Source organism: Bacillus sp. FSL R9-9497, from assembly GCF_038005805.1.
GTDB classification, from domain to species: Bacteria; Bacillota; Bacilli; order Bacillales; family Bacillaceae_G; genus Bacillus_A; species Bacillus_A cereus.
The window spans coordinates 1027003-1045248 of the sequence record NZ_JBBOTY010000001.1 but is presented as its reverse complement, the minus strand read 5'-3'; the positions used below and the strand labels follow the sequence as shown (position 1 = coordinate 1045248).

Here is an 18246-nt window from a genome sequence, read left to right as displayed (position 1 = left end):
GCAAACACGCACTTACTTAAATTTCATAAAACGCCCTGTATTTGCAGGTTATCGTATCGCTTCTCATGATGCAGACATTCTTACACTTGATGTACTTCTATCTTCACCTTTATTAAATCCTAACACTTCCGAAAAAGATGCGGAAGAATACTCCTATTTACAACAACTAACTGAATCGATATCTCGTTCTGAATTATGTATTTCTGTTAAAGAGAGTACACTTATTTAAACACGAAAAGAGGAGTATTTATCATACCCCTCTTCTACTATCTATTTACGTTTTTACTTGATCATAATAATGAATTCTTTTATATGCAACTTATATAAGTATCAAGGTGTCTTTCTAATCCTGAATGAAATACCCTTACGCCTATATACACTCAGCACAATCCCCATTATAAGCGCATGAAATACAGTCGGCGTTAATCCGTAACTAATAAAAGGTAAGGATATAGCAGCAAGCGGCAATAATCCTAGTATCATTCCAACATTATAAATGAACTGGAATACAAAAAGAGTCAATCCACCAACGAGTAGCAATTTACCGTACCGATCATTTATTTTATAAGAGATGACTATTAATCTTGCTACAAAAAGAGAAAGAACGAAGACAAGAATTAATGCAAGCCAATACCCATAATAGTAAGTCAAACTTGCAAATACAAAATCAGTATCCGGAGCAGGGATGAATTTCATATCTCCATATGTACCAAACCAACCTGCTGATGACATTACCTCTTTTAATCGTATATACATAAATCCTGCGCCACCTGCATCACTCTCAGGATTTAAATACCCTAAAAGTCTATCTAAGTGGTATCCTGAAGACCATGATACGGATACCTTAATAATAAATAAACAAATAGGTACAACCGTAATAATCAACGACGTTTTCTTTCCTAGCTTACTCCACCAAAGCATAACGAATACCATCGTAATATAGATGAAAATTGACGAAAGGGTGGATACAATTAAAAATAAATACAAAGAAAATAAATATAAAACCACAAGATGTATAACTTTTAACCTATTATTATTGAAAAAAGAAGCCCAAGCTAGAAAAAAGAAAGGAACTGCCATTAAACAGTCAACTGCAATTGGACCAATTTTTATTAACGGTTCTCCAATCATTGAAGCGTTTGGAAAACAGTATAGAATTAACAAGACAACTACTCCGATTGTGTAAAACAACCATCCCATTCTCTCTAATTTCCGATAATCAAGTAACATCATCCCAATCGCTGTTATAACACCCAGAATAACAAATATCACCTTATTCATTATTACATCATTCGTATATCCAAAAACTAAAACTGGTAAAAACCCTAACCCCATCGCAGCCACCAATAAAATAAGTAAGAACCAATCAACCTTTGGCTTATGAAGTTTATTAAATTCCCGCCCTAATTTACTCGGACTTCCCATTTGTTCCACAGCTTTATTTTCAGCAATTTCCTCACTTAAACCTTTTTCTATCCATGTGTTCTTTGCCTGTTTTAAATGAAAATCTAGTTCGGTTGCTACAAAGCTCTTCGCTTCTTTTGATTTAATATGATTCGTAACTTCGCTTACAAAACGCTCCCCTTTTTTATACAATTCCGCCTCACTCCTGTACTAAACCTTTTAATATAAATTGTACCTTCGTAGCATTTTTTTCTGCCTTTCGCAGCATCTTGTTTCCTTTATCATTTAATTGATAATATTTAGCTCCCGCATGATCCCAGCTAGATTGGATAAAGCGATTCTGTTCTAGACGATGCAATAAAGTGTATAGAGATCCTTCATCACCTTCGAATTTTTGAATTCCTCTCCCCCGCAGTAACTGCATCAATTCATAACCTGTTTTTTCATTCATAAGAAGTTGCAACACTGCTAAAAGGATGTCTTCTTCCTTTTCGGACGATTGATTGATTTTTTCGTGCACCCGCTTTTGGTGCCGATCAGAAAAACTCAAATGTTTAAACGTTGTGTTCTCCATTGATTTTCGCAAGCCTTTTAATCGACCTTCCATTCGATTATTCCTCCAATCCTTCCTTCAAAAGCTCCTTCGCTTTTTTCAGTCTCGTTTTTATCGTGTTTTCCTTTACTTCTATTACTGTAGCAATCTCTTTAATTGATAATTCCTCATAATAAAATAGATAAATGACTTCTCGATATTTTATCGGTAAATTCATTACCGCAGAAGCCAACCTACTATCCTCAGCATTTTGAATAACTGTTTGTTCGACACTTTCTTTTTGACTCTCCATATACGTAAAGTCATCCTCTGTAACGATAACTTTTTTGTTATACCAACTTTTTATATAGTCCTTACATTGATTGATTGCAATTCTCCATAACCATGTTTTCACATTCGAATTCCCTTTATATGTATGAAGAGATTTATAGCATTTCACGAATATATCTTGCGTTACATCCTCCGCAACCTCTTTATTATTCACATACGAATACACAAGCTGCAGGACTTCTTGTCCATACTTGTTCATTATTTCGTCGATAAGGTCCTCCTTATCTTCTATTTCAAACGCTTCTATCGTTAATTCATCCACATCATTTCCTCCTTCCCATATATTAGACGACGCACTGTATGGAAAAGTTTTATAAATGTATAAAAAAATACGATCGGCAATCACATTTTTTATAAAGCACTTCCTCAGTAAATTACATATAATAAACCGAATAGTCGTTACAATGCATTCACCTAAAGAGCGTCTTTCTCCCAAGGCGCTCTTTAAGTTTACAATAAGGATTTTGTCTTAGTTTTATATCATCAAGATTCCCCTCATCGCTAAATGAAAAAGAGAACCGATTTAATCGAGTCCCCCTTCTTTCTAACGCTCACTTAAAGAATCTAATATATCATGGCCATACAAAGATGAATCGATAATATCAAAACTAATACATTCTTCATACAAGTTTAGTATTTAAACTTCTATACATAACGCAATTGCATGAAAACCTTAACTTGTAGGAAATTCATAAACAGGTTATACATGATAAACTACAATTTACACAACCACCATTTAAAACTAGGAATTTTCATCCATATATCTTGTTCCCTATTTTAAAACATAATACAATGAATACGTAACTTAATAAGCTATAACTAGTAGGTGTGGCAATCATCTCTTCCATTTTGAAAAAAGGGGGAGGTGATAATATAATCGCGATGTTTGTAATTAAATTAGTGTATGGTATCCTAACCGGAGCTGGCGTTGTCATCGGTAGAAGATACGTCGGTCCGTGGCTAATTTCTGTATACAAAAAAGCGAGAACCACCCTGCTTCGTGGAAAAGGTAAGGGCGGTTCTCGGCTAAAACGTTAATGTAATTGTCTTATAACCGCACCTACTACCACCACAATAGCAAGTTAGGTTACACAAGGCAGAAGTTTCTCAGGCTTCTGTCTTTTTTATTTTATGCAAAATTCACACTACATACTCTATCATCATTGTAACACATTTTATTTATTTTTAGTCAAGAGAAAAACTACCTAAAGGGCTCCCCTTCAGGTAGTTCTCTATTTTACGCTAACGCAGCTAGACTTTTTCAAGTTCAGCTGTGCCGCTCTCATCATTTATAGCACCAATAAAGACGGATTATGTACCCGCTTCATAACAATGAGTAAACAAGGAACAACACCTATTACGAATATAAAAAATCCTCTCACTATATAGCACCTATGTTTTCAGCAATACTCTATTACCATCAAACTAAATTTGTATAATTTAAACTACAAAATAGCAAGCTAATTTTCAAATATCTTCTTGCGCATTATCCTAAATTTATTATCTATTTGTATCATGCTTATAAATAAAAGATATCCTACCGACGCACCGAGCATATTTATAGCAATCCGCCACACATCAAAAACATCAGACAAAGTTAGTAAATGTAATATCTCCCAAACAAGAAAGGTCATAACATACCACTTACGAGCTTTCTTATAGTTAGTCACTTTATTAATCAGCACTGGAACGAAAAATCCAAATGGAACTACTAATATTATATGTTGTAAAACACTTAACCAATAAGTTGAGTTTCCCCAAGGACCTGGATGTGCAATAAAATCTTTAACTTGCCAAAGTGTTATTCCAAAAAGTTGTAATAACGTTTCTAAATCAGATATATGTAAAAATTGCTGCCAAAATTCAATGGGATGATAGACAGTCCCACCTGTCAAACTGCGAACAGAGTCAAATGTAGAAGTTGAAATAAACGTTCCTAAAAAGACAATAAAACAAATGATTATATAAGGAATACATAAAATTTTTGATAATACCTTTAATGGTCTAGGAACTTCGTATACCGATTTATTAATCTCTACGCCAATAACTTTTGATTCTCCAAAACTTTGAATCGCTTTATAAATCGCTTCTTTTTCATTCATACCTTGTTCCATATATTCTTCTTTCAAGCTGTTCAAGTGATCATACATTTCTAGAAATAACTCATCCTGTTCAATATCACTAAGTTCTGAATAGGCTAAAATAGACTTAATATACTCATCAAATTCACTCATAAATAACTCCTTTCTGACAAGCTTGAATTAATGCTGTTACACTCTCCCAAGAATTCACTTTCTTCTGCAATTCTTTTTTCCCTTTATCTGTAATAGTATAGAATTTCCTTTTCATCCCATTCTCAGATTCATTCCAATAAGATTCAAGAAACTCCTTTTTCTCTAATCTCTTTAAAGCAGGATACAAAGTTCCCTGCCCCATACTATACAAATCTTCACTTGCATCCTTTAAACTTTGAGCTATTTCATATCCATATGTATCACGTTTTGCAATGATAGAAAGTAATAAAATATCTATACTTCCCTTCAAGATTTCTTTGTCCAACAATACCACCACCTTATATACATCGTATAACAACATATGTCGTTATGCAATATAGTTAGAAGAATATTCCATAAAAAAAGAACCACCTAAAGGCTCCCCTTCAGGTGGTTCTCTATTTTATGCTAACGCAGCTGCCTGTTCTTGTTGATCTACAGGAATAACAGCGTCTGTTAGTGCTTTTTCTAGTTCTGCTGTATATTTCATTTGTTCTTCTTTGCTCCAGCCTAGTTTCGCAGCCATGTAGTTGATTACTGCTTCTTTCCACTCGTATACCCAGTGGATGTTGAAGAATACAGCGCCTCTGCGGCGTACGAAGAAGTCAACTGGTTTTGCTGTCATTTCGTAATCCATTGCATATACAAGCGGGATTAGAACGTCAAGCGGCATGTTGTATTCTTTCGCTTCGTCTTTATGTTTTTTCGCTAAGTCAAATAGTACGTCAACGTTAGAACCATAGAATTTCGCGAATTCTTCTGCTTGTGCTGTTGTTAAACCATATTTCGTACCTTCGCCAGCTTTTTTCGCAACGAATGCTGGGAATCCGTGTGAACCATCTACATGTCCACCAGAGATTGGCATATGTTTCGTGTCGCTCTTCGGATATGCGCTATGACCTTCTTTTTGTAGTAAGTTCGTTACGTAGTCTACTACCATTTCAGCCATTTTGCGGTATCCTGTTAATTTACCACCTGCGATTGTAATTAAACCAGATTCAGAAGTCCAAATTTCGTCTTTACGAGAAATTTCAGATGCACTCTTACCTTCTTCATAAATTAACGGACGTACACCAGCCCAGCTTGATTCAATGTCTTTCTCTGTAATTTTCACGCTTGGGAACATGTAGTTAATCGCATTAATGATGTATGTGCGATCTTCTGTTGTCATTTGTGGTACAGCTGCGTCTTTATCATAGAACGTATCTGTTGTACCTACGTATGTTTTTCCGCCGCGAGGAATCGCGAACACCATACGTTTATCTGGTGTATCGAAGTAAATCGCTTGACCTAATGGGAAACGTTTTTGGTCAATTACTAAGTGAACACCTTTTGATAACTGAAGTACTTTTCCTTTTTTCGAATTATCTTTTTCACGAAGTGTATCTACCCAAGGGCCAGCTGCGTTTACAATTTTCTTACCGTAAACTTCGTATACTTCTCCGTCTAGTAAATCGATTACACGTACACCGCATACTTTTCCATCTTTATATAAAAAACTGTCTACTTTTGCATAGTTAACAGCTTTTGCGCCGTGCTCAATTGCTTCTTTCATTACTTCAATTGTAAGACGCGCATCATCTGTACGATATTCTACGTAGTAACCGCCGCCTTTTAATCCTTCTTTTTTTACAAGAGGCTCTTTGTTTAATGTTTCTTCACGGTTAAACATCTTTCTGCGCTCGCTTCGTTTTACACCTGCTAAGAAGTCGTATACACGAAGACCAATTGATGTACTAAATGATCCGAATGTACCGCCTGTATGGAACGGAAGTAACATCCACTCTGGTGTTGTTACATGGGGACCGTTCTCATATACGATAGCACGCTCTTTACCCACCTCTGCTACCATTTTCACTTCAAGTTGTTTTAAATAACGTAGACCACCGTGTACAAGCTTCGTTGAACGACTTGATGTACCTGCTGCAAAGTCCTGCATTTCAAACACAATTGTTGATAACCCGCGTGTTGCTCCATCTAATGCAATACCAGAACCAGTAATACCTCCACCAATTACGATCACATCTAACTCTTGTTTATTTACTCCGTTTAATACGTCTTTACGTTGTTTACTTGAAAATTTCATGGTAATTCCTCCCTTTGATAACGAAAAAAGAGACCACAAACTCCGCTATAGATTTCGCCTCTATAGCGCGTTGTGGTCTCTCCAAATCTCCTACCGAATTATTAACTTGTCACCATTATAACACTGTTTATGATTATTTGAAAGCTTTTGTTGCTTCAATTGCTTTTTTCCATCCAGCATATAGCTCTTCGCTTGTTTTCGCTTCCATCGTTGGTTCAAAGCGTTTGTCCATATGCCACTGTTCTTTAATTTCATCTTGGTTTTTCCAATATCCAACCGCAAGACCAGCTAAGTATGCTGCACCTAGAGCCGTTGTTTCGTTGATCACTGGACGCTCTACAGGAACATCTAAAATATCACTTTGGAACTTCATTAAGAAGTTATTTTTAACTGCTCCGCCATCAACGCGTAATGTTTTCAGTTCAATACCTGAATCTGCTTCCATTGCGCATAATACATCTTTCGTTTGGTAAGCTAAAGATTCTAGCGTTGCACGAATGAAGTGCTCTTTCGTCGTACCGCGTGTTACACCAAACATAGCGCCGCGTACTTCACTATCCCAATAAGGTGTTCCTAGTCCAACGAATGCTGGTACAACGTATACACCATCAGTTGATTCAACGCGACTCGCATACACTTCACTCTCACTTGCATCTTTAAACATACGCATTCCGTCACGTAACCACTGAATTGCAGAACCTGCTACGAAAATACTTCCTTCTAATGCGTAGTTTACTTTACCATCTATTCCCCATGCAATTGTTGTTAATAGACCGTGCTCAGAAGCTACTGCTTTTTCACCTGTGTTCATTAACATGAAGCAACCAGTTCCGTAAGTATTTTTCGCCATACCTTCACCGAAACAAGCTTGTCCAAATAATGCTGCTTGTTGGTCACCAGCTACACCTGCAATCGGTACATTTTGACCGAAGAAGTGGTAATCAATTGTTTCTCCATATATTTCAGATGATGGACGTACTTCTGGAAGCATACTCTTTGGTACTGTTAACATGTCTAGAAGCTCATCATCCCACTGTAAGTCGTGAATGTTAAACATTAACGTACGTGATGCGTTTGAGTAATCTGTTACGTGTGCTTTACCACCAGATAGTTTCCATACAAGCCATGAATCAATTGTTCCGAATAATAGATCCCCGTTTTCTGCTTTCTCTCTTGCACCTTCAACGTTATCTAAAATCCACTTTACTTTCGTTCCAGAGAAGTATGCATCAATTAAAAGACCTGTTTTTTCGCGAACCATTTCGCTATAACCTTTTTCTTTTAACTCATCACAAATTTCAGCTGTTTGGCGAGATTGCCATACGATTGCGTTGTAAATTGGTTTACTAGTTGTTTTATCCCATACAACCGTTGTTTCACGTTGGTTCGTAATACCGATACCAGCGATTTGTTCTGGTTTTACATCTGCTTCGCTTAAGCAAGTTGCGATAACTGCTAAAATAGATCCCCAAATTTCTTGCGCATTATGCTCTACCCAGCCCGGCTTTGGAAAATGTTGTGTAAACTCTTTTTGAGCTGAATGAACAATTTCACCTTTTTTATTGAATAAAATTGCACGTGAGCTTGTTGTTCCTTGGTCTAATGAAAGAATATATTTTTTCATATCGGTTTCCCCCTTATGCTACTTTTCTACTATTTGTATTGCTTCCGCTTTTTTTACTTGTCATATAAGAGATTGCTAGTACAATCACAGTTGCGATAATCACATAAATAAGTGCTGAATTTTGTTTTCCTTCAAATACAACTTGATGGAATAAACCTGCAAGTGATCCACCTAAAATTGGACCAACTACTGGAATCCATGCATACTTCCAATTTGAACCGCCTTTTCCTGCAATCGGAAGGAAGAAGTGTGCGATACGCGGACCTAAATCACGTGCTGGGTTAATTGCGTATCCTGTTGTCCCACCTAATGATAAACCAATACTTACAATTAAGAAACCTACGATAAATGGATTTAATCCATCTGCAAATTTATTTGCACCAATTGCTAATATACCAAATACTAAAACGAATGTTCCAATCATTTCACTTAAAAGGTTTGCAAATGTGTTCGGAATTGCTGGACCTGTTGCAAATACACCTAACTTTGTTCCTGGATCTTCTGTTTCTTTCCAGTGTGGTAAGTAATGTAAATATACGATAACTGCCCCGATAATTGCCCCAATCATTTGTGCTGCGATATAACCTGGTACGTCACTCCATGGGAACGCTCCCTTAAATGCTAATCCTATTGTTAAAGCTGGATTCAAATGTGCCCCACTAATTGATCCAACCGCATACGCTGCAACCGCTACTGCTAAGCCCCAGCCCATTGTAATAACAATCCAACCTGAATCTTTCGCAAACGATTTCTTTAAACTTACACCAGCACAAACGCCGCCACCAAGTACGATTAACAACGCAGTCCCTATTAACTCTCCTAAAAATGCTGACATAGTATCCCTCCACAATCAATTTAAACGCTTCCAAATGTGATAGAGGTAAAATGAATGGCCATTCGTTTTTGTCAAAAGAAAAAGACCCACAGCTTGCACGCTTCTATATAAATTTATATAGAAACAATGAAATGTGGATCTCTACTTTTCTCCGTCACGTTTATTAACTTGTCTATAATGTTAACTGTAAATGAAAGCGGTGTCAACGAAAAAATTCACATTTTCGTCACTTTTTTTGGTAATGTTTCCATAGTTCGCGTTTTGATGTCGTAATTGCTGTCGCACCAGCGTTTAAAGCTCTTTCCACATCTTCTACAGTACGAATAAAACCACCCGCTAAAATCGGTACACCAGTACGCTCTTTCACTTCAGCAATAACATCCGTTAATGCTCCAGGAAGTACCTCAATATAATCCGGTTTCGTCTTATCTAAAAGATTGCAGCTCTTCTCCATCGCACTCGAATCGATTAAAAAGATGCGTTGTATTGCCACAACACCTTTTTGCTTCGCCTTCATAATAACGCTCGCCTTTGTTGAAAGTAACCCGTACGGTCTAAACTCCTGACATAAATATTCCGTCGCATGCCCATCACTCTGCAAACCATGAATTAAATCCACATGTAAAAACACCTTTTTACAATATTGCTTCGCAAGCGATATAACACTCTTCAATTGACCGACATGAATATCTAAAATAACAATATATTCATACGAACTATGTAATAGCTTTTCCAAATCTTTAATTTGCCTCACTGCCGGCAAAATCTTCTGTTCATGAAATTCCATTCTCTATATCCCCTTCTTTATGTCATCCTATCCTTTATAGTACACAATTTAAGTGAAAAGAACAGCTAGTGTAGGGGATTTCTTTCAAATCTTTCCTCTATCTATATATTTTCTTCAACTTATCCGATCCCATACCACCTATAATCATGAATGCAAGGGGTAAAAGATTCATTACATATGGCGCATCTGCTACAATTGTAATACTTGCTCCTGCAAACTTATTTAGCATCCATACAACGATTTTTGCAATAAACAAAAATACCCCTATCATAAATAGACTATCAAAAAACACCTTCCATTTTGGATACGCCAATTGCTTACTATCTTCAATTACTTTCTGCGTCAATTCTTCATCACCCCTTAGCAATTCATCAATTGTAATACCGAACAGATCACTTAAATGAATAATAATTTCAATGCTCGGATAGTTCTTTCCCGTCTCCCATTTCGAAACAGATTGCCTACTCACATGAAGTTTTTCAGCCAAATCATTTTGTGACCAATTTCGTTTTTCTCGTTCTTCTTTTAAACGTTCGCTAAAAATCATACTGTGTTTATCACCTCTCTACGTCTAGTATGGACAAATACATAATGAAGAGTAAAGCGAGTTGTCGTTGCGTTAGCTGTGCAACTTGTGCGTTACACCTGAAAATAAAGCTATGTAGTATGTCGATTTCATATATTTTTCTTCTATAATAATTTCCCAAACAATAATACAACGAACAGATACTAGTTAAGACTAGATTAGGCATAAAAAATACGCCATCCCTTCTTATCAGTCTCCAGAAAGAATAACGCAAATTTTCATTTTTACTCATCATTTTTCGGACTATATGAAAACCCCGGATATTTCACAACAGGCCTCTTCTCCTTACGCAGGGAATCCATTACTTGCGGGCCAACATGTATATTACTCTCCACTATTTCTCTAGGAGTCAGTGCCATCCATTGATTTAACGATACATCTTCAAAACGATTACTTCTGAACATCTCTAAAAACCATAATGTTTCGGTACCTGTATTTTGAATATAATGCCCCGTCGCAAACGGTACATATCCGACATCGCCAGCTCTATAATCAAATGTACGAGCGGTACCATTTCCAAGAAACACAGTCATTCTCGCTTCCCCTGTCAAATAATATTGCCATTCATCATTATTCGGGTGCCAATGAAGTTCTCTCATTCCACCAGGCTCAACCTCAACGAGCGCTGCTGCGATTGTTTTGGAAATAGGAAAATTTGTAGAATCTACAATTCGAACGCTACCACCAGGCGTCTTAATCGGCTTTTGTTTTAACAGTTCATGTTTAAATGTTAAAGGAACTTCTCCTTTCGGTGATTGAATTTCCTGACTTTCAAGCGAACCTGGCACCTCTCCTTGATAAATATAAACTTGATCTGAAGGGATAGAATGAAAAGCACTCTCAGGTACTCCAAAATTAGCCGACAACACTTCTTTTGGCGTATGCGCAAACCAATCAGAAATAGCTAAAGTAGATAAATCAGAAAAATGTCCATCATCGAAAACAAGTAGAAATTCACAATGTTCCAATCCTTGAATGGAATGCGGAATACCAGGCGGAAAATACCAAAGATCACCTGGTCCAACATCAGCAATAAAATTCCGTCCATTTTGATCAACAGCCGTTATGCGCGCCCGTCCTAAAAGCATATACGCCCATTCCGCTTCTTTATGCCAATGTAGTTCTCGTACTCCACCGGCCGTTAAACTCATATTTACTCCCGCAATCGTCGTCGAAACCGGTAGTTCCCGAGCAGTAATCTCCCGAGACCACCCGCCTTGTTTCAAAATCATAGAAGTGTCCGAGAATGAAAACTTCAAGTTAGGAACTAACCCTGCATCCGTTATAGGCGGAACAAGCATATTCGGATTTTGAATATCCCGCATAACATTACGAGGTCCAGAATCAATCGCACCCGCTCCGTCGCTGCGGATTGGTTGTGGCACATTCCCTCCCGCTTCATTAACAGTACGTTTCTTCATGATTACACTCCTTTTTCATCCGATTAGTAAGTAAAAAACCTCCATCATAGTGTATGAATTGGGCTTTGGATGGTTACAGTTACTATGGTTTAAACCGTGAAAAAACGCGTCTACTATTGTTATTTTTTATCGGAAATTCAATATTCCCCATCAAATCTTCTTGTTCATTTCTCAACTTATACTAGTATGTTTAGCGCTTAGGAAGACCAAAAAAAATAAACTAGAACTAACAAAAAACCCTGTAAAATTTATTACAGAGTTTTTCACCAATTATTTATTGTTTTACATATCGAATACGAACATTATCGTCCATTTGATAAATTTGTAATGTGTTTCCATAACTAATTCCTAACTCTTCACTTGCACCAACTGCACCCACAAGTACCCCTTAAAATAATTTATTCTTAGTTGGTTTTACTACCGATACTCTTCGCTGCCTCTTCAAACAGTTTCGAACCTTCTTGTGCTTTACTTAATGATTGATGCATTTTACTTTCGTCTTCTTGGTCCAATGCATCAAAGAGAAGTTGAAAACAATCCGCATATAGTTCCATCGACTGCTTTATCTTCGCCTGTTCTCCCTGTAACTCAGGAGGCGCTTGTAGATTCTTCAGTTTCGTTGCAGTTGCCTTTGCTCCACCTAAACTCAGTTGTACTTCACTTTTCTTTTGTTTATATGATTTTACGTCTGAATCTGCTATTCCTTCAATTAATTTCATTGTATCTTCAATTTGAGTAGCACTATTTATGATATCTGCCTTGTACCTTTCAACATCTGAACCAGTTACCTTACCAGTTGAAGAACTAGAAGAAGTTGAATTATTTGAAGAAGAACTTGGTTGACTACTTGATGAACTACTGTTTGTACCTTCACCTTTCGCTACAGATAAGCTATCCTCTTTCTTGCTATCAGTTGACTTACTCTCTTTTTCAGAAGTCTTATTCTCTTTCTCTACCTTTTGCGTTTCTTCTTTCTTTGGCTCAGCTTTCTTACCATCAGTTTCAATTGTAATACAACCACTCAATAACATAACTGGTAACGCTAAACTTACTAATTTCTTTGCTTTCATGATTACTAATACCCCTTTATTTGTAAAATGTAGTGCAAACAAGTTAATATACTTAACTAATAAATTTCCCCCGAATAATTTATTAAAACCTACTATCCATAGATTTCCTGTATATTCATAATCTTTCCATATATATCATTTTACAAAGAATTACATATTTGGTCAAAGGGATTTATGTAGTCCTTAAAAGAAAATTTTAATCACAAAGAAAAGAAGCTAACAATAAATTGTTAACTTCTCAATCGAAAGTAAAATACTATCTTTCCTTATCTTCTAATATCTAGGTTGTGATTGGATATTTGTAAGATGAACATCATACATATCAATGATTTCAAGAAATCTATCAGCTTCACGGAAAACATGGTCTGCTAATAACGGATGAATGATACTCTTTATTTTACATTGCTCAATTAAATCACGTGCTGTTTTCTTAAAATCCCGAAGAGATGCAACCGACACACGATTTTGATCTAAAAATTGATCTAAAAGAGGGGCTGTTTGGGATTGTGGTTTCATAGATTCTAAGTCAATTGCTTGATACATCAATTCATCAAAATCATTGCTAAAATTCCGCGCTGTATCTACAAGCTTTCTTTCCGATGGATCAAGAAGATGGCCAATAAATTTAGCATGGTCTGCCATAATCCGTAAAAAGAAAACATTTTCTTTAATAATAGCATCAGGAAGCGCATCTAATTTACCTTCATTTAATTGTATTAAACGTTTTCTAAAATAATCAGCTTCCCTACTTGTATGGTCAACTAAAAGTGGAAAGTTATTTTGTCCTGGCAATTTACATGTGAGAATTAATCCTAAAATTTTTCGTTTAAATCCCCAAATATTAGTTGCGGCTTGTTGTACTTCTGCATTAAATCTTTTTATTTGCTCAGGATCTGTTTCATTTGTATAGGAATGCGCTATTTGTTCAATATGTTCAAACAATCGATAAAATTGATTCGCCTCTTCGATTAGTTGAGTATCCTCGCACCTAAATCCTAAACGAAGAAAAAAAGAATGCTCCTTCATGATTCTAGACCAAAAACGAATTTCATTTAATGAACGCTCAACAAACATTACAGATGTAACACCTGTATCCGGATGTAATGAAGTTTCATCCCTATGCATTGTTAATCCCCCCCCAGTAAAATCCCCACTAGTTCCATTCTTATGAGTAAAAAAATATATAAATACCATCAATAAAAGTTTATGATGACTCTCTTATACATGTAAAATTAAACTAATATAACCTTAGCTTGATGAACATATACTGCTCCCGCAGAAGAAAAAAAGCTACCACCGAGATGTAAAATCCTACTAGGTGGTAACCTTTCAAAATTTCTATTAAAGCAATACCGAATCTTTATCACTTTCCTGATTACGTTTCTCACGCTCTTCTTCTAAACGCTTCATATATACTTCGCCTTCTTTTTCAATAAACTCATTATCCATATCTTGCTCTTTTTTCGAAGTATATAAAACCATGTAGCCACTTAGTACAATCCCGACAATCACAAGATACACCCACCATGGTAAAGTTTCCAAATCACTTCATTCCTTTCCTTAGACAAGCCTTATTAGTTTCACTTTATGAGGAAAGAAGTGGATTTATGCTTAAAATTTTTATTGTGGATGCTTCGCGAAAAATGCTTGTACATATTCCATAAACTCAATTGGTTCTTGACGAAACGGTGCGTGGTATCCTTTTTCAATAATATGAAACGTACTATTTGCAAATAGCCCATGATACAGTTCACCATTTTTCCAAGAAACGCTCTTATCGTGTCGTCCCCATATAATTAAAGTCGGCACCTTAATCTTATCGGCTTCCATCGCGATGCGGCGCTCTCTCATTTTCGTAAGCTGATCATAATGCTCTTTATCATCACGACTATTTTTTACTTCATTTTTATTATACTTCGTAATCTCGGTTACAGTTTGTAAGTCCGTCGATAGCGGTGGTACTTCATAACTTTCTTTTTGCTGGAAAGACTCTATCCCTGTAGCATCCGCCAAGATGAGATGCGTCACTGCATCCGGATATAAATACGCTAAATTGAGAGACATCTCTCCGCCCATCGAATGACCAAGTACTGCGAATTGATCATACCCGAGCTTCTTCATTAACTTATAATATAAATTCACTTGCGCAGGAAACGAATACTGAAAATCAACCGGCTTAGAAGAACGCCCAAATCCTAAAATATCAACCGCAATAATCGTATGATCTCGCACTAGTTCCGGATAAATATCACTAAACCCATCAGAAGAACCACCAAACCCATGCAACATGAGTAACGGAGGTTTCCCCTCACCAATTTGCTTAAAATAAATCGTCTGCCCATCAATTTGCGCCATACTCTCTTTCGTATTCAGCTTCATCATAACAGTATCTTTCACTTCTTCAACCTTCGCAATCGGCTTATCAACGAAGTTACATACGATAAGCAAAACAAGCACAATACCGCTAATCAAATAAAACTTAAACCGTTTCAAAGTTCCCGTCTCCTTTCTCAATTTGCTATTTAAAGTTTTTACATTTTTTGGTTGTTTTATGTTTTCTTTTTAATTGTAACTAAAACAGTTACAATTATACTAAAAAAATATAACTCATTTCTATTACTAATGGTTATTCTGTAACTATTATAGTTACAGATTTAAAGTAAGTCAATTCTTTTCTCTACATGACCTGAAAATAGAAAAAGGGACTTCATGTTGAAGTCCCTTTCTTTGTTATTATAGTTGGCTTACTCCGCCGCCGTCGCCTTTATTATCTGCTGGTGCTCCTCCTGTGTCGCCAATGTTAACGTAGTCTGGTCTTGCTGGTGCTCCGCCACCATCACCTCTATTTAAAGCATGTTGTTCAGACTCTGTAAAAGCAGTAAGCCCTAATGAAAGTAGTATTACTAAACCTGCTATCAATACATTAATTTTTTTCATTTATTTTAGCGCTCCTTCTTTTAAAAGTTTTTTTCGAGCTTGGCTACTAATATAAAAGTATTTACTAGCCTTTTCATGTTTTTCTTCTTGATAAAATTTATAAGCTAATATTTCTGCGTATTCCTTAACACAATCTAAAAGGGAGTGTTCTTCAAAATACGAAATACTTTCCACAGTTACTTTCTCTAACTCATTAGCACTCGAATTAATATTTAATTCCTTCAATATCATAAAGCGATGTTGAAATTCTTTATTTTGCAACTCATTACAAATTTTCAGCCCTAGTTCTATTAAGTTATTAGCAATTTCTATTTTGCCCAGTTTATAATTTTCCTCTGCTTCAGTAAAAATCGCTTTAAAATGCTTAGGCATTTTCTTAGTCACTTCACTTAAATGTCTAATTGCCAAATCTGATAAATTCTGACTACTATATAACCACCCTAAGTTACTTCTAACCATTAAAATATGTTTTTCTTCTTTATCATGTTGTTGAAGTAAATGGATTGCGGTATTAAAACTTTCCTCCGCTAACTCAAACTGTTTAAAATCAATACAACATAATCCTATGAAGTTATGACACAACGCCACGTTTCCTTCGTAACCTTTATGTTCACAAAATATTTCTTTCGCCTTTTTGATATAATCTAAAGCTAACATTTGCTGATATACTTGATAGTAAAAATATCCCATCCGATAATAAAACTCCGCATGTTCTATCGGATCTGCAATATATTTCAATAACTTCTCAGCTTGCTCATACTGTTCTTTCGCTTCGTTATAATTTGAAATTAATGTGCAATGAAACCCTTTAAAAAAGTGATAATAATAAGCTAAAAAGCCCTCTGTTGGAATTTCGAAAGATTCCACTTTATCAAAACTATCTTCTCTAACTGAAATCCAATCAACTAATGCATCATATCTAAAATTCAACAACGCATGATAAAGTAATACATCCTGATCCACATCCAACCCACTAATCTTACTTTCAATCTCCTCTTTCATTTCTGTGGCCTTCTCTATATTTTGCTGCAACATTACACGATACCAATCATCTAAAGAATGTTTCATTTGCTCCCGCGTTACTACATCTGCTCCCATACACTCGCATCCCCTTTTCTCCAAAATTACAAAATTAGGATTTTTATACAATTATTAAAATTGTATATTACCACTCCTTTTCTATGTATTGAAAAATAATTATTAGAAAATTCAATATTTTAATTAATTATACCAAACTTTTCCTTTTTAATAACTTGAGAAATAATTGTCAGAAAACTTACTAGGATAAATAAAAAAGCAAGTAGTTCCAGCACTCCGCTAAAACTACTTGCTCTCCTACTTACTATCTCTATTTTTACTCTTTAATAAATTCCTTCGTACTTCTCACTGTATCAATTGGACGAACTAATTTTTCAATTTCTTCACGTTTTGGCTCTAGGAATGGAGGTAAAGATAATTTTTCGCCAAGTGTTTCGTATGGCTCATCTCCCATAAATCCTGGGCCGTCTGTTGCAAATTCAAATAAGATTTGTGGTGCAACTCTTGCGTATAATGATTCAAAGAAATGACGGTCTACATAACCAGATGAAGGAAGTCCAACGCTACTGATTCTCTCAATCCATTCTTCTAATACAGCGCGATCTTCTACGCGGAATGCAGCATGGTGAACCGTACCAAAACCTTGTCGTGCTTCTGGAAGAACCGTATTATGTTCTACAATGACAGAAGCACCGTTTCCACCTTTATTCACTTCAAATAAATAGAATTCTCCTTCTTGCGCAACCTCTTTAAATAATAGAACTTTCTCTAACACTTCTTTGAAGAAACTAAAGTTTGCAATACGGATGAATACAGGCCCTAAACCAGTAATTGCATATTCTAATGGAACTGGTCCGTTTTGCCATGGTGTACCTGATTCTATACCGTTATCAAGCTCATCTGAAATTAATTGATATTGTTGGTCATCAAAGTCAACGAAAGAAAGAGTTTTCTTACCAAATTGCTCTTTAATTCCTGTATGTTCTACTTCAAGACGGTCAAAGCGTTTCACCCAATATGCTAATGCTGCATCAGTCGGAACACGGAATGAAGTTTTTGAAATTTCATTTGTACCGTGTACACCTTTCGGAACACCTGGGAAGTCAAAGAATGTCATATCTGTTCCTGCACTACCTTTATCATCTGCAAAGAATAAATGATACGTTTGAATGTCATCTTGGTTTACTGTTTTCTTAACTAAACGCATTCCTAAAACGTGAGTGAAAAACTCATAGTTTTTTTCTGCACTACTTGTAATCGCTGTAACGTGGTGAATTCCTTTTAATTGGTTCATTTTATATT

19 protein-coding genes and 1 pseudogene are annotated in these 18246 nt (G+C 36.0%); 2 read left to right on the top strand and 18 right to left on the bottom strand.

The genetic code is table 11. The annotated features are described in order from the left end of the window. Window positions 1–25: 25 nt before the first annotated feature. Window positions 26–229, top strand: a pseudogene (locus MKY21_RS05465) (hypothetical protein); the annotation flags it as partial. Window positions 230–330: 101 nt separating this feature from the next. On the opposite strand, the gene MKY21_RS05460 reads toward MKY21_RS05465, so the two are convergent. The 3 genes from MKY21_RS05460 to MKY21_RS05450 are packed head-to-tail and all read right to left on the bottom strand — an operon-like array spanning window position 331 to window position 2549. Beyond that, window positions 331–1596: an FtsW/RodA/SpoVE family cell cycle protein gene (locus MKY21_RS05460; RefSeq protein WP_000276946.1), complete on the bottom strand. Its 1266-nt coding sequence runs from the start codon at window positions 1594–1596 to the stop codon at window positions 331–333. 7 nt (window positions 1597–1603) lie between these two features. Further along, window positions 1604–2011: a PadR family transcriptional regulator gene (locus MKY21_RS05455; RefSeq protein WP_086391667.1), complete on the bottom strand. Its 408-nt coding sequence runs from the start codon at window positions 2009–2011 to the stop codon at window positions 1604–1606. Window positions 2012–2015: 4 nt separating this feature from the next. After that, the gene (locus MKY21_RS05450; RefSeq protein WP_000344007.1) at window positions 2016–2549 is read right to left on the bottom strand and encodes a sigma-70 family RNA polymerase sigma factor; all 534 of its coding nucleotides are present in this window, start codon (window positions 2547–2549) and stop codon (window positions 2016–2018) included. A gap of 620 nt (window positions 2550–3169) precedes the next feature. On the opposite strand from MKY21_RS05450, the gene MKY21_RS05445 reads away from it, so the two are divergent. Beyond that, window positions 3170–3325 (top strand): hypothetical protein, encoded by a 156-nt coding sequence (locus MKY21_RS05445; protein WP_000497655.1) that lies wholly within the window; start codon window positions 3170–3172, stop codon window positions 3323–3325. Window positions 3326–3747: 422 nt separating this feature from the next. Here MKY21_RS05445 and MKY21_RS05440 read toward each other — a convergent pair whose 3' ends face one another. The 15 genes from MKY21_RS05440 to MKY21_RS05370 all read right to left on the bottom strand — a co-directional run bounded on the left by MKY21_RS05440 (window position 3748) and on the right by MKY21_RS05370 (window position 18238). Further along, entirely contained in the window at window positions 3748–4521 is a 774-nt protein-coding gene (locus MKY21_RS05440) for a VanZ family protein (RefSeq protein ID WP_001288383.1), read from the bottom strand. After that, window positions 4514–4846 carry a PadR family transcriptional regulator gene (locus MKY21_RS05435; protein ID WP_000356630.1) on the bottom strand — a complete coding sequence of 111 codons (333 nt, stop codon included), beginning with the start codon at window positions 4844–4846 and terminating at the stop codon, window positions 4514–4516. Before MKY21_RS05435 ends, MKY21_RS05440 begins: the two co-directional genes overlap by 8 nt. 117 nt (window positions 4847–4963) lie before the next feature. Then, complete coding sequence (glpD, locus tag MKY21_RS05430; RefSeq protein ID WP_000672831.1) at window positions 4964–6646, bottom strand: aerobic glycerol-3-phosphate dehydrogenase; 1683 nt, start codon at window positions 6644–6646, stop codon at window positions 4964–4966. 133 nt (window positions 6647–6779) lie between these two features. Then, a complete protein-coding gene (gene glpK, locus MKY21_RS05425) occupies window positions 6780–8270 on the bottom strand; it encodes a glycerol kinase GlpK (protein ID WP_000760006.1) in 1491 nt (496 codons plus the stop codon). Between the two features lie 13 nt (window positions 8271–8283). Next, a complete protein-coding gene (glpF, locus tag MKY21_RS05420; RefSeq protein WP_001272195.1) occupies window positions 8284–9105 on the bottom strand; it encodes a glycerol uptake facilitator protein GlpF in 822 nt (273 codons plus the stop codon). 226 nt (window positions 9106–9331) lie between these two features. Then, window positions 9332–9892, bottom strand: a complete 561-nt coding sequence (glpP, locus tag MKY21_RS05415; protein WP_000394285.1) for a glycerol uptake operon antiterminator GlpP — start codon at window positions 9890–9892, stop codon at window positions 9332–9334. Window positions 9893–9989: 97 nt separating this feature from the next. Beyond that, window positions 9990–10439 carry a helix-turn-helix domain-containing protein gene (locus MKY21_RS05410; protein ID WP_000577650.1) on the bottom strand — a complete coding sequence of 150 codons (450 nt, stop codon included), beginning with the start codon at window positions 10437–10439 and terminating at the stop codon, window positions 9990–9992. A gap of 263 nt (window positions 10440–10702) precedes the next feature. Then, the gene (locus MKY21_RS05405) at window positions 10703–11899 is read right to left on the bottom strand and encodes an oxalate decarboxylase family bicupin (protein ID WP_000747510.1); all 1197 of its coding nucleotides are present in this window, start codon (window positions 11897–11899) and stop codon (window positions 10703–10705) included. 404 nt (window positions 11900–12303) lie between these two features. Next, window positions 12304–12969 (bottom strand): DUF7018 domain-containing (lipo)protein, encoded by a 666-nt coding sequence (locus MKY21_RS05400; RefSeq protein WP_000644835.1) that lies wholly within the window; start codon window positions 12967–12969, stop codon window positions 12304–12306. Window positions 12970–13242: 273 nt separating this feature from the next. After that, window positions 13243–14094 (bottom strand): DUF2935 domain-containing protein, encoded by an 852-nt coding sequence (locus MKY21_RS05395; protein WP_000554479.1) that lies wholly within the window; start codon window positions 14092–14094, stop codon window positions 13243–13245. 216 nt (window positions 14095–14310) lie between these two features. Then, a complete protein-coding gene (locus MKY21_RS05390) occupies window positions 14311–14511 on the bottom strand; it encodes a sporulation YhaL family protein (protein WP_000449225.1) in 201 nt (66 codons plus the stop codon). A 78-nt stretch (window positions 14512–14589) separates the two neighbouring features. Beyond that, entirely contained in the window at window positions 14590–15462 is an 873-nt protein-coding gene (locus MKY21_RS05385; RefSeq protein WP_000819468.1) for an alpha/beta fold hydrolase, read from the bottom strand. A gap of 240 nt (window positions 15463–15702) precedes the next feature. After that, window positions 15703–15906, bottom strand: a complete 204-nt coding sequence (locus tag MKY21_RS05380) for a hypothetical protein (RefSeq protein ID WP_000723609.1) — start codon at window positions 15904–15906, stop codon at window positions 15703–15705. After that, window positions 15907–17004, bottom strand: a complete 1098-nt coding sequence (locus MKY21_RS05375; RefSeq protein WP_341075672.1) for a response regulator aspartate phosphatase — start codon at window positions 17002–17004, stop codon at window positions 15907–15909. Window positions 17005–17260: 256 nt separating this feature from the next. Next, window positions 17261–18238, bottom strand: a complete 978-nt coding sequence (locus MKY21_RS05370; protein ID WP_001072573.1) for a ring-cleaving dioxygenase — start codon at window positions 18236–18238, stop codon at window positions 17261–17263. Between the last annotated feature and the right edge of the window lie 8 nt (window positions 18239–18246).